At 69.7% G+C, this 17,094-nt stretch carries 16 protein-coding genes; 2 read left to right on the top strand and 14 right to left on the bottom strand.

What is annotated here, in order from left to right:
* Positions 1–9: 9 nt before the first annotated feature.
* Positions 10–1,395 (bottom strand): MFS transporter, encoded by a 1,386-nt coding sequence (locus ACN675_RS18310; RefSeq protein ID WP_420752190.1) that lies wholly within the window; start codon positions 1,393–1,395, stop codon positions 10–12.
* A gap of 167 nt (positions 1,396–1,562) precedes the next feature.
* Positions 1,563–2,111, bottom strand: a complete 549-nt coding sequence (locus ACN675_RS18305; RefSeq protein ID WP_420752189.1) for a hypothetical protein — start codon at positions 2,109–2,111, stop codon at positions 1,563–1,565.
* 153 nt (positions 2,112–2,264) lie between these two features.
* On the opposite strand from ACN675_RS18305, the gene ACN675_RS18300 reads away from it, so the two are divergent.
* Positions 2,265–3,284: an ABC transporter substrate-binding protein gene (locus ACN675_RS18300; protein WP_420752188.1), complete on the top strand. Its 1,020-nt coding sequence runs from the start codon at positions 2,265–2,267 to the stop codon at positions 3,282–3,284.
* Here the strand turns inward: ACN675_RS18300 and eutC are convergent.
* The 11 genes from eutC to ACN675_RS18245 form a co-directional block, all read right to left on the bottom strand.
* Entirely contained in the window at positions 3,267–4,028 is a 762-nt protein-coding gene (gene eutC, locus ACN675_RS18295; RefSeq protein ID WP_420752187.1) for an ethanolamine ammonia-lyase subunit EutC, read from the bottom strand. The genes ACN675_RS18300 and eutC overlap by 18 nt on opposite strands.
* Positions 4,025–5,440, bottom strand: coding sequence for an ethanolamine ammonia-lyase subunit EutB (locus tag ACN675_RS18290; RefSeq protein WP_420752186.1), 1,416 nt, complete (start codon positions 5,438–5,440; stop codon positions 4,025–4,027). Before ACN675_RS18290 ends, eutC begins: the two co-directional genes overlap by 4 nt.
* Complete coding sequence (eat, locus tag ACN675_RS18285) at positions 5,437–6,897, bottom strand: ethanolamine permease (RefSeq protein WP_420752185.1); 1,461 nt, start codon at positions 6,895–6,897, stop codon at positions 5,437–5,439. Before eat ends, ACN675_RS18290 begins: the two co-directional genes overlap by 4 nt.
* A gap of 117 nt (positions 6,898–7,014) precedes the next feature.
* The gene (locus ACN675_RS18280) at positions 7,015–7,551 is read right to left on the bottom strand and encodes a DUF779 domain-containing protein (protein WP_420752184.1); all 537 of its coding nucleotides are present in this window, start codon (positions 7,549–7,551) and stop codon (positions 7,015–7,017) included.
* A gap of 194 nt (positions 7,552–7,745) precedes the next feature.
* Positions 7,746–9,269 carry an aldehyde dehydrogenase gene (gene adh, locus ACN675_RS18275; protein WP_420752183.1) on the bottom strand — a complete coding sequence of 508 codons (1,524 nt, stop codon included), beginning with the start codon at positions 9,267–9,269 and terminating at the stop codon, positions 7,746–7,748.
* Between the two features lie 102 nt (positions 9,270–9,371).
* Positions 9,372–10,664, bottom strand: coding sequence for a transcriptional regulator (locus ACN675_RS18270; protein WP_420752182.1), 1,293 nt, complete (start codon positions 10,662–10,664; stop codon positions 9,372–9,374).
* A gap of 36 nt (positions 10,665–10,700) precedes the next feature.
* Positions 10,701–12,179, bottom strand: coding sequence for a mycofactocin system GMC family oxidoreductase MftG (mftG, locus tag ACN675_RS18265; RefSeq protein WP_420752181.1), 1,479 nt, complete (start codon positions 12,177–12,179; stop codon positions 10,701–10,703).
* A gap of 1 nt (position 12,180) precedes the next feature.
* Positions 12,181–13,590, bottom strand: coding sequence for a mycofactocin biosynthesis glycosyltransferase MftF (mftF, locus tag ACN675_RS18260; protein WP_420752180.1), 1,410 nt, complete (start codon positions 13,588–13,590; stop codon positions 12,181–12,183).
* Positions 13,587–14,273 (bottom strand): mycofactocin biosynthesis peptidyl-dipeptidase MftE, encoded by a 687-nt coding sequence (gene mftE / locus ACN675_RS18255; protein WP_420752179.1) that lies wholly within the window; start codon positions 14,271–14,273, stop codon positions 13,587–13,589. The genes mftF and mftE overlap by 4 nt, the downstream gene beginning before the upstream one ends.
* A 10-nt stretch (positions 14,274–14,283) precedes the next feature.
* The gene (locus tag ACN675_RS18250) at positions 14,284–14,703 is read right to left on the bottom strand and encodes an SRPBCC family protein (RefSeq protein WP_420752178.1); all 420 of its coding nucleotides are present in this window, start codon (positions 14,701–14,703) and stop codon (positions 14,284–14,286) included.
* Entirely contained in the window at positions 14,700–15,266 is a 567-nt protein-coding gene (locus ACN675_RS18245; protein ID WP_420752177.1) for a CGNR zinc finger domain-containing protein, read from the bottom strand. The genes ACN675_RS18250 and ACN675_RS18245 overlap by 4 nt, the downstream gene beginning before the upstream one ends.
* A gap of 58 nt (positions 15,267–15,324) precedes the next feature.
* Between ACN675_RS18245 and ACN675_RS18240 the strand changes: the two genes are divergently transcribed.
* Complete coding sequence (locus tag ACN675_RS18240) at positions 15,325–16,302, top strand: GNAT family N-acetyltransferase (protein WP_420752176.1); 978 nt, start codon at positions 15,325–15,327, stop codon at positions 16,300–16,302.
* 95 nt (positions 16,303–16,397) lie between these two features.
* Here the strand turns inward: ACN675_RS18240 and ACN675_RS18235 are convergent.
* Positions 16,398–17,094: FAD-dependent oxidoreductase (locus ACN675_RS18235; protein WP_420752175.1), on the bottom strand; the 697-nt coding region annotated here is incomplete at its 5' end.

The following is a 17,094-nucleotide window of genomic DNA, read 5'->3' as shown; positions in this document are numbered from 1 at the left end:
CTGCGCGATCTACAGAGCCCGATCGCGGGTCTCGACGAGCGCCCTGGTGCAAACCAGGCTCAGGACGCCGAGGACAGCGAGCATCACGCCGATTGCGATGCCGCCGTAGGACGCGGCCAGCGGCGCGGCGAGCATCGGCGGGATGGCGCCGCCGAGGACACCGGCGAGGTTGTAGCCGAGGCCCGCACCGGTGTAGCGGTACCGGGTGTGGAACATCTCCGGCAGGAGCGCGCCGCAGGGGCCGTAGGCGATGCCGAAGATCGCCAGGGTGACGACCATGCCGATGACGAACGCGGCGGGCGAACCGGTGTCGAGCAGCGGGAACAGTGCCAGCGCCCACACGACGGAGAAGCCGCAGGAGATCATGATGACGCGGCGGCGTCCGACCCGGTCGGAGTACAGCGCGGAGAGCACGATGGAGAGGCCGAACACGAGCGAGGCGCCGATGCCGACGACGAGCACGAACGGTCGCGAGAATCCGAGGGTCTTCGTCGCGTAGCTGGTCAGGTAGGCGGTGCCCATGTAGAAGAAGGCGAACATGATCGCCAGCGCGCCGGCCGAGAGCAGGATCTCCTTGGTCTGGTAGCGCAGCGCGTCGAGGAACGGCAGGGTGCGCTTCTCGGTGGACGCGGCAGTTCCGTTACCCGCAGCTGCGCGGGCTGCCGCCTCGGCACGGAAGACCGGGGTCTCCTCGATGGCGAGCCGCATGTAGAGGCCGATGGCGACGAGAACGATGCTGAACAGGAACGGAATTCGCCAGCCGTAGTTGAGGAACGCGTCGTTGGTGTCGCCGAGCGCGAGGCCGGTGAACAGGAACGTGCCGCTCGACAGGGCGAAGGCGATCGCCGGCCCGAGCTGCGGGAACATCGCGTACAGGCCGCGTTTGCCGGGCGGGGCGTATTCGGCGGTGAGCAGGGTCGCGCCCGCCCATTCGCCGCCGACGGCGAAGCCCTGGGCGAATCGCAGGAGCACCAGGATGATCGGGGCGGCCACGCCGATGGTCTCGGCCCCGGGCAGCAGACCGATGAGCAGGGTCGAGAGGCCCATCAGCAGCAGGGTGGACACGAGGGTCTTCTTGCGGCCGATGCGGTCGCCGAAGTGTCCGAACAGCATGGCGCCGACGGGCCGGGCGATGAACGCGACGGCGAACGTCGCGAACGCGGCGACGGTGCCGGCCGTGGCTCCGAGGGCGGGGAAGAACACCGTCGGGAACACGAGGGCGGCGGCGGTGCCGTAGATGAAGAAGTCGTAGAACTCGATGGTGGTGCCGATGCAACTGGCGATCGCGACTCGCCGGATGCCGGGGCCGCTCTTGCTGGATGCGGGCGGGGCGACTGGGCGCCGGCCCCCGGGCGCGACCGAGGGTTCGTTCCCCGGTGTCGACACAGTGGTCACGGTTGTCCTCCGTTGGTTTTCCGTCCGGGCCGCGGCGGCGTCCGCTGCGACTGGAGGAAAAAGTAGTGACCCGCCTCACTCCCCCACTACCCCCGAAAGGGGGGTGGCTGTGAGACGGGTCACATAGTTCGCTTAACGAAAGACAATGCGTGTGGTGACGGCAGGCGTCAGCGACCCGCCGCGCCCGACAGCTCCGCCCGCATCTCGTTCCACACCGTGGCGTACGAATCGATGTTGCCGGCCGTCGCCCACGTCAGGGCGCCGCCCTTGACCTTGCCGAGCGCCTCGGCGAACAGATCCTGATACCGGGACAGGCGTGGCACGAACGCGGACACGTCGTCGAAAACGTTCTGCGCCTTGCGATCCAACGCAACGAGAGCGTCGACGAAGCTGTCCGCCTCCACATCCGCCAGGATGCCGGCGAGCTCCTCGTCGAGCGCCTCGAACTGCTCGAACAGCTCGGCGATCGAGTCCTCGTCGATGGACACACGCTCGGCGTCGAGCTGATCGGACAGCTCCGAGCGGCCCTTGTCGCTCAGCGAGATCGCGCCGCCCTGCTCGGTGGCCTTGCCCTGCTCGATCAGCGCGTCGTAGGCGGCCTGTCCCGCGCTCACCCCCACCCCCAGGTGAGCGGCGATCACCTCCGCGGTGACAGCCTTCTTCAACGACACCGTCTGCAGCAGCGCCAGCTCGTCGACATTTCCTGCGAACGCCATATCCCACTCCTCATCGCCCGGCCCGCGGGCGGGTCCGTCCCGCCCGGTCGGACGGTGCCTCGATTCTCGCCCACGGGGTGCGGGTGCAGAGAACCCGACCTCGGCGTTCACGGCCCGCCCCGGGGCGACGAGCTTAGGATAGGCTCCGCATTCATGCGTATTCGCTCCACCCGCGGCCGGTTCGCCGCCGCCTCCCTCCTGCTCACCTTCGCCCTCGCCGCGTGCGGCGGCACCGACCCCGGCAGCAGCGGTTCCGCCGCCGGCAACACCGACGTTGCCACCGGCGGCCGTCTGTTCGCCACCGCCGACGAGGAAACCGCGAAGCTCGGCAGCGACGCCGCGCCGGGCGAGTTCCCCCGCACCGTCACCCATGCGCTCGGCGAGGCCGAGATCCCCGCGAAGCCGGAACGCGTCGTCGTCCTCGACAGCGGCGAACTCGACGCCGTGTTGTCGCTGGGCATCACCCCGGTCGGACTCGCGAGCCCCGAGGGCGCCGCCGGGCAGCCCTCCTACCTCGCCGACAAGCTGGACGGCGTCGCCGACGTCGGCACGATCAACAACCTCGATCTCGAAGCCATCACCGCGCTGAAGCCCGACCTGATCCTCGGCAGCAAGCTGCGCGTGGACAAGCTGTACCCGCAGCTGTCGACGATCGCCCCCACCGTCCTGGCGATCCGCCCCGGCTTCCCGTGGAAGGAGGACTTCCTGCTCGTCGCGGACGCCCTCGGCGAGGAGGACACCGCGGAAGCACAGCTCAACGCGTACCAGACCCGTGCCGACGAGGTGCGCGCGGCGATCTCCGGTGATCCGAGCATCTCGCTGGTCCGGTTCATGTCCGGCAAGATCCGCCTCTACGCGAACAAGTCGTTCATCGGCGTGATCCTGCAGGACGTGGGCCTGCGTCGCCCGGAGATCCAGAACATCGACGAACTCGCCGCGGAGATCAGCCCGGAGACGATCGCCGAAGCCGACGGCGACTGGGTGTTCTACTCGAACTACGGCGCGCAGGACGCACAGGCCGAGGTCGTCGGCGGCCCGCTGTGGGCGAACCTCGAAGCCGTGAAGAACGGGAAGGCCGTGGCCGTCAGCGACGAGACGTGGTTCCTGGGCCTCGGACCGACCGGCGCCATGCGGGTTCTCGACGACCTCGAGCAGCTACTCGCCGGCAACTGATCCGGCGACGGTCTCCCCCGGTCCGACGGCGCGCGAGGTGTCCTTGAGGTCGACACCGGAGCGGCCCAGCCGTCGCGCGCCGTCGACCAGACCGGCGACGACACGGGCGGCGCCGTCGTAACCGAGCCCGCCGGGCGGATGGATGTTGGACACGCAGTTGCGTTCCGCATCCGTCCGCCCCGGTTTCGGATCGTGGGTGAGATACACCCCGAGACTGTCGGCCACGGACAGCCCCGGCCGCTCCCCGATCACCACGAGCACGGTGCGGACACCGAGGGCCGCACCGATGTGGTCGCCGAGCGCGACCCGCGCCGAGGTCGCGATAACCGGGGGCGCCACCGTCAGGTGCCGCGGCAGGGCCGCGACGATCGCGGCGACGAGCGCCGCGCCGTGTTCGGCGAGCGCCCGCGGCGACAGTCCGTCGGCGAGCACGAACCCGATGTCCGCACCGGTCGCGGGAACGTCGCCGAGGTCCTCGGGAATCCGGCCCAGATCGGGCCGCCGCAGGTATTCGCCGCGGTCACCGACTCGGCTGCGCACCACCACCGGAGTGCCGATACCCAACCGATCGATCTGCGCGGCAAGAGTTTCCACGTCGAGCGGCTGGTGCACGGCGTCGCGTGCGGCGGCGTGCGCGGCCCGGAACTCGAGCATCCGCGCGGTCGGGACCCCGTCCCCCGCCCGCCCCAGCCCGATGCGCGCCTGCGTGACCGCGCGCAGCGGTCCCCAGAAGTCCGCCGTCATGCGGCACCACCGGTGAGAGCACGCAGCGGCGACGCGGCCGGGTCGACCGGCAGGACCCTCCCGTCGTCGTCGGCCATGCCCAGTCCGCGCAGCCAGCGCTCGAATTCCGGGGCGGGCCGCAACCCGAGGGCCCGCCGCACGTACAGGGCGTCGTGGAAGGACAGGGACTGGTAGCCGAGCATCACGTCGTCGGCACCGGGCACCGTGATCACGAACGACACACCGGCGACGCCGAGCAGCGTGAGCAGCGTGTCCATGTCGTCCTGGTCTGCCTCGGCGTGGTTCGTGTAGCAGACGTCGACGCCCATCGGCAGGCCCAGCAGTTTGCCGCAGAAGTGGTCCTCGAGGCCGGCCCGCACGATCTGTTTCCCGTTGTAGAGATATTCCGGCCCGATGAACCCGACGACCGTGTTGACCAGCAGCGGATCGAACTCCCGCGCGACCGCGTAGGCGCGGGCCTCGAGGGTCTGCTGATCGACCGGGCGACCCCCGGTACCGAGGTGTGCACCGGCGGACAACGCCGAGCCCTGACCGGTCTCGAAGTACATGACGTTGTCGCCGACGGTGCCGCGCCCGAGCGAACGCGCCGCCTCGTGCGCCTCCCGCAGCATCGAGAGGTTCACTCCGAAACCGGTGTTCGCACCCTCGGTGCCGGCGATCGACTGGAACACCAGATCGACCGGGGCACCGGCCTCGATCAACCCGACGGTGGTGGTGACGTGCGAGAGCACACACGACTGCATCGGAATCGCGAAACGTTGCCGCATCTCGTCGAGCAGGTGCAGCAGATCCGCGGTGGCCTGCGGGGAATCGGATGCCGGATTGACACCGACGACGGCGTCGCCGCATCCCATGAGCAGCCCATCGAGCGTCGCGGCGGCGATGCCGCGCGGGTCGTCGGTCGGATGGTTGGGTTGCAGGCGGGTCGCGAGGCGGCCCGGCAAGCCGACGGTCGTGCGGAACCCGGTCGTGACGGTGACCGCGCGGGCCACCGCGACGAGATCCTGATTGCTCATGAGTTTGCTGACGGCAGCGACCATTTCGGGTGTCAGACCCGGCGCCAGGGCGGCGAACGTGTCGGCCGCGTCGGGGGCCGTGGCGTCGGTGAGCAACCGGTCGCGCAGATCGCCGACGGTCAGGTGCGCGATCGGGTGGAACGCGTCGCGGTCGTGCCGGTCGAGGATCAGCCGGGTGACCTCGTCCGACTCGTACGGCACCACCGTCTCGGTGAGGAACCGGTCGAGCGGGACCTCGGCGAGCGCCCATTGGGCCGCGGCACGTTCGGCGTCGGATTCGGCTGCGCACCCGGCCAATTCGTCGCCGGACCGCAGCGGGCCGGCCTTGGCGAGCAGGTCGACGAGGCCGTCGAAACGGTAGGTCGTGCCGGCGAGTCGGTGGGTGTAGATCGTCACTTCAGTTCGGCCTCCGCGGCAGCGAGTGCGGCGAACTCCTCGTCCGGGGAGTTCGCGACCAGCCGGTGCCGGCTGTAGAGCCCGAAGTACGCCATGAACGCGGCGAAGGCACCGAGGGTCCACAGTGCGGCGATCGGGTCGACCAGGAAGGTCGCGACGACCGCGATCGCGGCGACGACCAGCGCGAAGGATGTCGTGACCACGCCGCCGGGCGTGCGGTACGGACGCGGCATGCCGGGTTCGCGGACGCGCAGCACGATGTGGCTCACCATCATCAGTACGTAGCTCACAGCGGCCCCGAACACTGCCATGTTCAACAGCATCGCACCTTCGCCGGTCAACGACAGCGCGAAGCCGATGACGCCGGGGACGATCAGCGCGAGCATCGGCGCCTTGCGCCTGTTGGTCACCGACAGGCTCGTCGGGAGGTAACCCGCCCGCGAGAGCGCGAACGTCTGACGCGAATACGCGTACATGATCGAGAAGAAGCTCGCGATCAGCCCGGCGAGACCGATGTAGTTGACGACCTTGGCCGCGCCGGTGTCGCCGAGCGCCTCGACGAGCGGATTCCCGGACGTCGACAGCTCCTCGGAGCCGAGGGCGCCGGTCGCGAGGAACAGCACTGCCGCACCGGTGACCAGCAGGATCACCATCGACACGATGATCCCCTTGGGGACGTTCTTCTCCGGTTCGGTGGCCTCCTCGGCGGCGAGCGGTACCCCTTCGACCGCGAGGAAGAACCAGATCGCGAACGGCACCGCCGCCCACACGCCGATCAGCCCGAACGGCAGGAACGCCGAGGCCCCGGCCGCGCTCTCGTCGACGGGGATGTCGGTCAGGTTGGCGCTGTCGAAGAGCCCGGCCGCGGACACGGCGAACACGACGAGCCCGACGAGGGCGATGGCGGTGATCACGAACATCGCCTTGAGCGCCTCACCGGCGCCGGTGAGGTGGATGCCGATGAATATCGCGTAGACCGCGAGGTACACCCACCAGCCGTCGGTGATGCCGAACAGTTCCAGTGATTCGACGTAGGCACCGATGAACGTGGCGATGGCGGCGGGAGCGATCGCGTATTCGATGAGAATCGCTGTGCCGGTGGCGAACCCGCCCCACGGACCGAGCGCCCGCCGGGCGAAGGTGTATCCGCCGCCGGCGGCGGGCAGCGCCGAGGACAGTTCGGCCATGCCGAGCACCATCGCGAAGTACATGCCCGCGATGACGATTGCCGCGACGAGCAGGCCGCCGAACCCGCCTTCGGCCAGGCCGTTGTTCCAGCCGGCGTAGTCGCCTGAGATCACGTAGCTCACCCCGAGACCGGCGAGCAGCACCCAGCCCGCGGAACCCTTTCGGAGGCTGCGCTTCTCGAGGTACTCGCTGCTTTCGAGATGGGCGTCGACGCCGTCGTGGTGGAGGGCTGCCTCGGCACCGGCTGCGATCGGATCGGGTGGGGCCATGGTTCCTCTTCTCCTCGAGGGGCGCCCGCCGGGTCGACCGGGCACGCCGAGAACACCGCGCGATCCCACGGTACGGGCGATGTGTGCCCGCTGCGTCAGCGCAAGGTCACGGAAGAGTTACGAGGTGGCGCCGCGCGCGGGTGGGACGGGACACGCGTCGGCGGCCTCGGCGACCACGGTCGGCTCGGTCGCCGGTTCCGGGCGGGCACCGGCCGCCCAATCCCTGCCGAGCAGCGGCGCCGCGGAGGCGAGTGCCGCGGTCTCGTCGTCGGTGAACACGACGCCGCGGCTGAGGAACCGCAGCCCCTCGGGCGCCTCCAGACTGAACCCCGAGCCTCGACCGGGCACGACGTCGAGCACGAGTCGGGTGTGCTTCCACGCGTCGAACTGGGAACCGGAGATCCACACCGGCACCGCGTCCCTGTCGCCGGGAAGCGTGCGGGCGGTCTCCCCCACCGCGAGCCGCAGGTCGAGCAGACCGAGCAGCACGTCGCGGTCGCCGACGACGAACTCGCCGTCCGGGTAACACATCGGCGCCGACCCGTCGCAGCACCCGCCGGACTGGTGCATCATCAGCGGCCCGTGCCGGCCGGCAAGGCGGCGCAGGAGTTCGACGGCGTCGGCGGTGGTGACGACGCGCGGCGGAACAGGCATGCGTGCGGTCCCTTCTGACGTTTCCCGGCCTCTGACGTTTCCCGGCGTGCTCCGGTGTCCACCACCCGCTTCCGGTGTCCACCACCCGCTTCCGGTGTCCACCGCCCGTTCCCGAGCGAATGTATCGCTCGTCTCCTTCAATCGACTGAACGATACATTCGCTCGGGAGGACCGGCGGGTGGAGCGGGGGTCGATCAGAAGAAGCCCTGGGCCTTGGGGGCGTAGGACACCAGGAGGTTCTTCGTCTGCTGGTAGTGGTCGAGCATCATGTGGTGGTTCTCGCGACCGATGCCGGACTGCTTGTAGCCACCGAACGCCGCGTGCGCCGGGTACTGGTGGTAGGTGTTCGTCCACACCCGCCCGGCCTGGATCGCGCGACCGGCCCGGTAGGCGACGCCGCCGTCGCGGGACCACACGCCGGCGCCGAGACCGTACAGGGTGTCGTTGGCGATGGAGATCGCGTCGTCGAAGTCCTTGAACGAGGTGACCGACACGACGGGACCGAAGATCTCCTCCTGGAAGATCCGCATCTTGTTGTGGCCGCTGAACACCGTCGGCTGGACGTAGTAGCCGCCGGACAGGTCGCCGCCGAGGTCGGCGCGTTCACCACCGGTGATGACGGTGGCGCCTTCGTTCTTGCCGATCTCGATGTAGGACAGGATCTTCTCGAGCTGGTCGTTGGAGGCCTGCGCGCCGATCATGGTGTCGGTGTCGAGCGGGTTGCCCTGACGGACCGCCTTCGTGCGGACCGCGGCGAGCGACAGGAACTCGTCGAAGATGTCCTGCTGGATCAGCGCGCGGGACGGGCACGTGCACACCTCGCCCTGGTTGAGCGCGAACATGGTGAAGCCCTCGAGCGCCTTGTCCTGGTAGTCGTCGTTCGCCGACAGGACATCGGAGAAGAAGATGTTCGGGCTCTTGCCGCCGAGCTCGAGGGTGACCGGGATCAGGTTCTGCGACGCGTACTGCATGATCAGGCGGCCGGTGGTGGTTTCGCCGGTGAACGCGATCTTGCGGATGCGCGGGCTCGACGCGAGCGGCTTGCCCGCTTCCACACCGAAACCGTTGACGATGTTCACCACACCGGGCGGCAGCAGATCGCCGATGACGGAGATCAGGTACAGGATCGACGCCGGGGTCTGCTCGGCCGGCTTGAGGACGACCGCGTTGCCTGCGGCCAGCGCAGGAGCGAGCTTCCACACGGCCATGAGGATCGGGAAGTTCCACGGGATGATCTGGCCGACGACGCCGAGCGGCTCGTGGAAGTGGTACGCGACCGTCTCCGAATCGATCTCCGAGATGGAACCTTCCTGCGCGCGAATGGCTCCCGCGAAGTAGCGGAAGTGATCGATCGCGAGCGGGATGTCCGCGTTGAGGGTTTCGCGGATCGGCTTGCCGTTGTCCCACGACTCGGCGAGCGCGATCGACTCGAGGTTCTCCTCGATGCGGTCGGCGATCTTGTTGAGGATGATCGCGCGCTCGGCCGGCGAGGTCTTGCCCCACGCCGGAGCGGCGGCGTGCGCGGCGTCGAGCGCGAGTTCGATGTCCTCCTCGGTGGACCGGGCGACCTCGGTGAAGGGCTGTCCGGTGACCGGGGTGACGTTCTCGAAGTACTGCCCCTTGACCGGCGCGACCCACTGGCCGCCGATCCAGTTGTCGTAGCGGGCCTGGAAGGACATCAGGGCGTCGGGTGAACCGGGGCGGGTGTACACGGTCATCGGTGTCTCTCCTGCGTGTCGTCGGGCCGCACTGTGTGCGGGACGGTCGGATCGTCCCCTCGCGGGGTGTGATCCGGAACACTAGGAGCAACGGGGTTGCAACTACGTTGCGAGTTGCCGATCCAACAGATCAATCCTGGCCTTGACCTGCGCATACATCGCCGAACCGGGATCGAGGGCGGTGAGGTACGCGGACCAGGCGGTGAGGTCGTCGCGGCCGTGTACCGACGACGTCCACTGCGCCAGCAGGTGCGCATCGCCGCCGCGCAGCAGCGCCGCCTGCACGCGGGTGCGCAGTTCGTCGCGGATCTCCTCGACCCCCGGCGCGGCCGAACCGGGCAGCACCGGCCCGGTGTACAGGCGCACCGCGGTCGCGGTGTCGCCGCGGTCGAGAGCGGCGCGGACGTCGGCGACATCGGTGACGAGGTCGCCGAGCAGCCGATACGGCCGCGATCCCACCCGATCCGATCCGAAGGTTTTGCGCAGCCGCGACATCTCGGCACGAATCGTCACCGAGTCGAGTTCGGCCTCGTCGAGCAGGACCGCGAGCCGGTCTGCGCCGAGCCCCTCCGGATGATCGGCGAGCAGCAACAGAATCTCGGCGTGCCGCTGCGACAACGGGATCCGCTGCCCGTCGCGGTGCAGCATCGGCCGACCCGACCCGAACGTCTCGAGACGGGGCATCGATCCGCTCAGCAGATGCGGGGCGCTCATGAGGTGCAACCGCAACTCCGCCTCGGCGGCGGCGACGGTCGCACGGACGAGTTGCAGCACTTCCGGCACGGCGACGCGCGGACCACCGGTGATGTCGATGGCGCCCAGGATCCGGCCGCTGATCGGATCGTGCACCGGCGCCGCCGAACAACTCCAGTCGTGCACGGTCCGGTTGAAATGCTCGGCGGCGAAGATCTGCACCGAATGATCCAGCGCCAGAGCGGTTCCGGGAGCATTGGTGCCGACGTGGTCCTCACTCCAGTCGGCGCCCTCGACGAAACTCATCGACAGCGCCCGGTCGCGGGCGGAGTGATCACCCTCGACCCACAGCAACCGGCCGCGCTCGTCGCTGATCGCGACGAGCAGACCGTCGTCGGCGGCGTCCTCGACGAGGAGCTTGCGCACGACCGGACGGATCAGCGCCATCGGATGCCCCGAGCGGTATTCCTCCAGGTCGACGCCGGTGAGCAGGCTCGGCTGGTCGACCGAATCCGGGTCGATGCCGCGTTCGACGCTGCGCAGCCACGAATCGCGCACGACCGAGCGGACCGCCGATGTGCCCTCGCGCGCGTCCAGGAAGGATCGATGGGCCGACGACACGCGCAGCGCGTGCACGGCGGCGTCGTCCCCGGGCCGCAGCGCCACCCAGGGGTTCACCGACGGCTTCGTTGTCTCGGTCATCTACCGGCGTCCTCCTTGCCGACACTGTAGTCCGGATCACACAGGTGGCGCCAAGCGCCCGGTGTTGCGTTGTGGCGCCCCTGACCGCCACAAAGAGACACCGAAGCGGTGGGCGAGCATGACGGCGGTGGCGTGGGGGCCGCGGCTCGGCACCTCGGGGAACACGGACGTGTCGACGACGCTCAGCCCCTCGATGCCGTGGACGCGGCACCGTTCGTCGACGACCGACCCGTCGTCGGTGCCCATCCGGCACGTACCGGACAGGTGCAAGGACGTCCCGAGGTGCGTGGTGAGACTGCTCGTGTCGACGAGGTCGGTCATCGCGCCGAGCAGGTCGGTGGCGAGGTGGACACCCTCACGGAGGTCGGCACGATCCTGCGGATGCTCGAGATAGCGGTAGTCCAGGACGGGCGCGGACCGGGGATCGCCGGGATCGAGCAGAATCCGTCCGCGGCTGCGGGGACGGGTGAGCACGACGCCGAGCACCGGGTCGGCGATGCCGCTTCCCGGGATCGCCGTGCCGAACGGCACTGTGTAGGGGCGCAATTCGAGCGAGCGCGTGTGGAGAACCGTCTCGAGTAGCGGCGTCCCCGTCGGCAGTTTACGCCGGTAGCGGTATCCGATCGCAATCTCGGGATGATCGGCGAAGTCCCGGACGACTCCCGGAAGGTCGTGCAGCACAGCGATTCCGAGTCGCCGCAGTTCGTCGGCGGGGCCGATACCGGAGAGCATCAGCAGTTGCGGTGAGTGCACGGCGCCCGCGCACACCACGACGTGACCGGCCGTGATCGTTCGGGCGGCCGCTCCGTCGGCGACCTCGACCCCCACCGCGCGACCGTTCGCCAGGACGATCCGCAGCACCTCCGTGCCGGTGGCCACCGTCAGGTTCGTCCGGTGCAGGACCGGCAGCAGGTACGCGAGGGCGGGACCGACGCGCATCCCGTCGCGGATGTTGAGCGGGACGCGGCCGACGCCGTCGGGCCCGGGAGCATTCAGGTCGTCGACGGCCGTGAATCCCGTCGCGACCGCGGTCTCGTGGAACGCGGCGGACATCGGGTGCAGCCGGTCCCACGGGACCCGCCCGACCGGCACTGGACCGTCGCTGCCGTGCAGGTCGCCGGAAAAGTCGGAGTCGGTTTCGAGGGCGCGGAAGTCGGCGAGCACCTCGTCGTAGGCCCACGACGCCGGCCAGCGGGCGAGATCACCGGGCCGGGCCCGCACGAAGTACGCCCCGTTGACGGCACCGGAACCGCCGAGGACCCGTCCCCGCGACACCGTGGTGGCGACCTCGGAGGTGAGCCGCGCCGTGTACCGGGTCGCCCAGATACTGTCCGGACCGACGGGAACGGTTGCTGCAGTCCGGATTTCGTCGGGGGTATCGTGCACGGTCCGGTATCCGGGTCCGGCCTCGAGAAGCAGCACGGATCGATCCGGGTCGTCGCTGAGCCGCGCCGCGACCACGGATCCGCAGCTTCCTCCACCGACCACGACGACGTCGGCGTGTGCCGGCAGCACGTCAGTTCCGGATGTCGGGGATCAGTGCGGCCGGGTCGCGGGCATCGAGCGCACCCTTCCACAGTCCGGCACCGTACGCGAGATCGTCGAGCCGTTTGTAGAGCACGTAGCGCACGGGATCGAGACCGCCCTTCTCGCGGTGCCCGAACCAGTCCCAGAGTCCTTCCGCGACAGCGAAAGCCGCGACCGTCCGCCGTACCCGGGCGGAGAACAGCGAGGCGACGAGGGTGACCGGCCAGTAGTGCCGGCAGAGTGCGGAGGCGAGCTGCCACATGCCTCCGGCGAAACCCTGCACGGTGAGTACCGCGGCGATGCGGGTGGGCTGGTCCAATTCGGTGAACATGCGCCGCAACCGCAGCAGGGTCACGAGCAGCGATATCGCCGAACCGACCGCCCCGAGGCGGGTGCAGGTGGCGGCGGCGACGCAGGCGAACAACGTCCACACCGACATCACCATCGGGGCGACGGATCCGGGGTGCCGCGCCGCGAGCGGAGCGGCCCCGGTTCCGTAGAACGCCTTGCGGGTGAACCACTTCCGGAATCCGATCCGGTGGTCGTGCGCGACCCGCGCGACCGGCTCGTAGCGCAGTCGCCAACCGGACTGCTGCAGCCGCCAGCACAGGTCGACGTCCTCCGCGACGTGCATGGTCTCGTCGAACCCGCCGAGTTCGTCCAGCACCTCGCGGCGCACGACCATCGCGGCGCTCGGCACGTAGGCGACGGGACTGCCCGCGACCACCGCGGCCTCCCGGCGTCCGAGATCCAGCGACGACCGGGCGTGTTCGTACCGTGCGAGCGGGGCACTGTCCGGGTCGAGTGCGACGATTCGCGGAGCGACGAGCGCGACCGCGGGATCGGTGAAGTGCCCGAGAATCGCCTCGAGCCAGCCGATGCGGGGCACCACGTCGGAATCCAGGAATGCCACGAACGGTGTTGTGGCCGCCCGCATTCCGGTGTTCCGGGCAGCCGCCGGTCCCCGCGACGTCTCGTGACGCAGGACCGTCACCCGGCCGGCCTCGGGTGCGACGAAAGGCGTTTCGGATCCGTCGTCGACGACGATCACCCGGACCGATTCGAGCGCCTGCAACAGCCGTCGCAGACCGGCAGCGTTGTCCTTCGCCGGGACCACGACGGTCACGTCCGAGGTCGACGGCAGGGCTGTGGGCCGGGGGTTGCCGACCCCCGAGTCGAGGAGCCGGCGGGCCACGACCGCGGTCCTCGAGTCGACCACCCTCAGGTAGCCGTCGTCGAGCATCGCCGCCGCCGCCGGAGCGAGTTTGAGCATGCGGGTCGGTGACCCGCCGATGAGCACGCGTCCGTCGGAGAACGCGCGCACCCGAGGGTCGATCCGGACGCCGAAACCGTCGGGCAGCCGCGATGTGGGAGTGCGCTTCGTTGCGCCCTGTGTCACCGGAGTCTCCCCTCTGCACCGGGCTGCCAGCGGGCAACCTGTGCAGTCGCACGTTCGACCAGGTCAGCGAACATGTGGGCTCCCCGTTCCGCGCTGGCGGCCGTGGGATCGCCCAGCACGCCGTTCGCCGACACGGCGACGATACCGCCCTCCCGCAATCGGGGCAGCAGAGTCGCGATGGATTCCGTCGAACCCGCCTCGGCGCGGTCCATCGCAACGACCTCGGGTGCCAGGTGCAGCAGGAGGCTGGTCTCCGTGTCACCGGCATGCGCATCCCCGCCGGGTACCGCGCACGGCAGCCACGCGGCGTCCCGGCCCTCGTAACGCAGCAGGGCAACCGCTTTCGCGAGGGCGTGCGCGTTGCCGCCGTGGCCGTTGACGAACACGACGCGCGCGGCCCACCGGCACACCGACCGGCCGTATTCGACGAGCAGTGATTCCACGACCTCGGCGCCGATCGAGACGGTGCCCGCGAACGCCTCGTGCTCACCACTGGCCCCGTAGGCGACCGGCGGCGCGGTCACCACGTCCGGCAGCGCTCCCGCGACCGCGGTCGCGATGCGCGTGTCCGTGTCCAGCGGCAGGTGCGGTCCGTGCTGCTCGAAGGCGCCGACCGGAACAGCGACGGTCGCATGCCCCGGCGCGATGTCGGGCCAGCGGGCGGTGTCGAGGTTCCGGTTCACCGCCCCGATGTTATGCGGTGCCCGCCGCCTGTTCGAGCGCGCGTTCGACCCGGGCCAGCGCCGCCTGCCAATGAGTGCGTTGCCGCTGCCGTTCGTCGGGGCCGGCGAGGCGTTCCTGGTGGAATCTCAGGACGGTGCCCGTCGGGCCGGCCTGCACTGCCACCTGCACCGTGGTGTCGTGATGCCACGTCGGGGGACGCCAGGTCAGGCGCACGCGATCGGACTCGTGACGGCTGCGCAGTTCCCCACCGGTCCCGTCGTCGGCCTGCCACTGCTCTCCCTTCTCGTGCGGGATCACGGCGCCTGCGCCGAGCCAGAGGCCCGGTTCTTCGACGATCAGCGACCACACCGCGTCGATCGGGTGCGGGAGTGTCTTGGAGACGCCGATCTGCCAGCCGGCGTCCCTGGTCTTGCCGACGGTGTCGGTCATGCCTGTTCCTTCCGTCGATGTGCGCGGACCTTGTCCCGGTTGCCGCACCGGGCCATCGAGCACCACCGGCGGTTGCCGGCGCGCGAGGTGTCGACGAAGACGAGCGGGCAGTCGTCGGCGGCACACCGTTTGATCCTGGACGCGCGCGCTCCGCCGAGCAGGTCGACGGCGTCGCGGGCCAGGGTCGACAGTGCCTGGTCGCCGGTGATCGGAACGACCGTGCCGGGCGCCGCGAGTTGCGGCGCGATGTCCGGCCGGGCCGCGGCGGCATCGATGACGGCGGCGTCCGAAGGGCTGGGTCCACTGCCGTCGATGCATCGGTTCAGGCTGTGCCACAGCGCTTCCCGGAGGTCCTTTGCCTGCGCGAGGTCATGTGGGCCGAGCGGGACGTGTGCGGCCGGTACCCGCATGCGGGCGGCGATCCAGCTCGTGAGGTCGTCGGGTGTGTGGAGTGTTTCCCACCGGGCCCGCTCCGCCGCGCCGCCGGTGTAGACGAAGTCCACACACAGCGATCCGCAATCGACCTCGAAGTCGATCCCCTCCGGGGAACGCAGCACCACCATGTAACCACTTTAAGGGGTTACAAGAATCCTCGGCAAGCGCAGCGCGTAGGCTTCCCCCGTGCTGATCGAACCGCGCAGCCTCGACGACCCGGCTGTCCTCGAACTCCTCGGCGAACTGCAACTCGAATACGTCCGTCGCTACGGCGGCCCCGACGACAACGAACTCCATCCGGCCGAGTTCGTCGCACCCCGCGGCACCTTCCTGCTGGCCCGCGACGAGGGACGCGCCGTCGGCATGGGCGGCTGGCGCACCCTCGACGGGTCCTATCCCGGTATCCGCCCCGACGACGCCGAGATCAAACGCATGTACGTGCGGGACACGGCCCGGCGCCGCGGGATCGCCCAGCGTCTTCTCGGCGCCCTGGAACGCACCGCCACCGACGCCGGGCGCCGCCGGATCGTCCTGGAAACCGGTACCGCGCAACCCGAGGCGATCGCCCTGTACGAGGCGAGCGGCTACACCCCGATGACCGAACGGTACGGCCGGTACGCGCACACCGAGTTTGCGCGTTACTACAGCAAAGTGCTGCCGCCGCTACGGCTGGCCACCTCGTCGGATCTGCCTCTCCTCCAGGACATCGAGCGGGCCGCGGGCGTGCCGTTCGCGGAAATCGGAATGACGGTGGTCGCCGACGACGAGCCGCCGAGTATCGAAGAGCTGCAACACTACTGCGACGACGACCGCGCCTGGGTGCATCTCGACTCCGGGAATCGGCCGGACGCCTATCTGATCGTCGACGTCGTCGACGGGTACGCCCACATCGAACAGGTCTCGGTGCATCCGGCTCACGCGCACCGCGGGATCGGGAGGATGCTCATCGAACACGCCGCGCAGTGGGCCCGCGACCGCGGCCACCGCGCCTTGACGCTCACCACGTATGTGGACGTGCCCTGGAACGGCCCGTACTACGAGCGCCTCGGATTCCGGTTCGTCGACGACGCGCGCCTCGGCCCCGAACTGCAGGAGATCCGTGGCGCAGAGGCGCGCCACGGCCTGGACCGGTGGCCGAGGGCGGCGATGCGTCGGGAGTTGTGAGAACGGCTCCGTATCCGCCGGCCCGCCAGCCATCCGCCGCCCGAATTGCGTGAGCGGACGACTGGCGGCCAAGCGGATGCACTACAAGTTCTACGTCACAGCGCGGCGGCGGCGCGCATCCCCTCGATGATCGCCGAGTCGAGTCGCCGCGGCGTCACAGCGTCCCCGACGCGCACCACCCGGAAACTCTCGCCCTGCAGGTCCCGCCACAGCTCGTCGACCGGATCCTGGTGTGTCGCCACGACCACGTAATCGACTGTGTGGACGGAGTTTTCACCGGTGAAATGGTGCAGCAGTGTCACCTCGACACAGTCGGTCTCCGTCACGGCGGCGACCACCACGTCGGTGACCTGCTCGATCCCCTTGCCGTGAGCGCGCCAAGTCCAGCCGTTCATCTCCAAGGTGAGCCCGAGGTCCTGGCCGACGATCATTCCGCTGGTGCACACGGTGACCGCGCAACCGCGGTCGGCGAGCAACTCCGCGACCGAGGTCGCCTGGTGGAATCCCAGGTCGTCGACGACGAGAACCCTGCCGCCGGGTTCGACGCGACCGCCGAGCACGTCGCGCACGTCCACCACCCGTGACGACTCCCCAGCCCAATCCGGTCGCCGCGGCCGGGCCCCCGTGGCGATCACGACCGTATCCGGCCGGTATGCCCGTACGGTCGCGGCGTCGACGTCGACACCGGTGCGGATCTCGACACCGAGCCGACGGCACTCGGCTTCCAGACTCGTAACGGCACCGAGCAGCTCCCCGCGATGCGGCGCGGACGCGGCGACACGAATCTGACCG

Source organism: Rhodococcus sp. O3, from assembly GCF_048897285.1.
Taxonomy (GTDB): Bacteria; Actinomycetota; Actinomycetes; order Mycobacteriales; family Mycobacteriaceae; genus Rhodococcus.
Note: the sequence above shows the minus strand (reverse complement) of the source record. Positions and strands in the feature narration are given on the sequence as shown.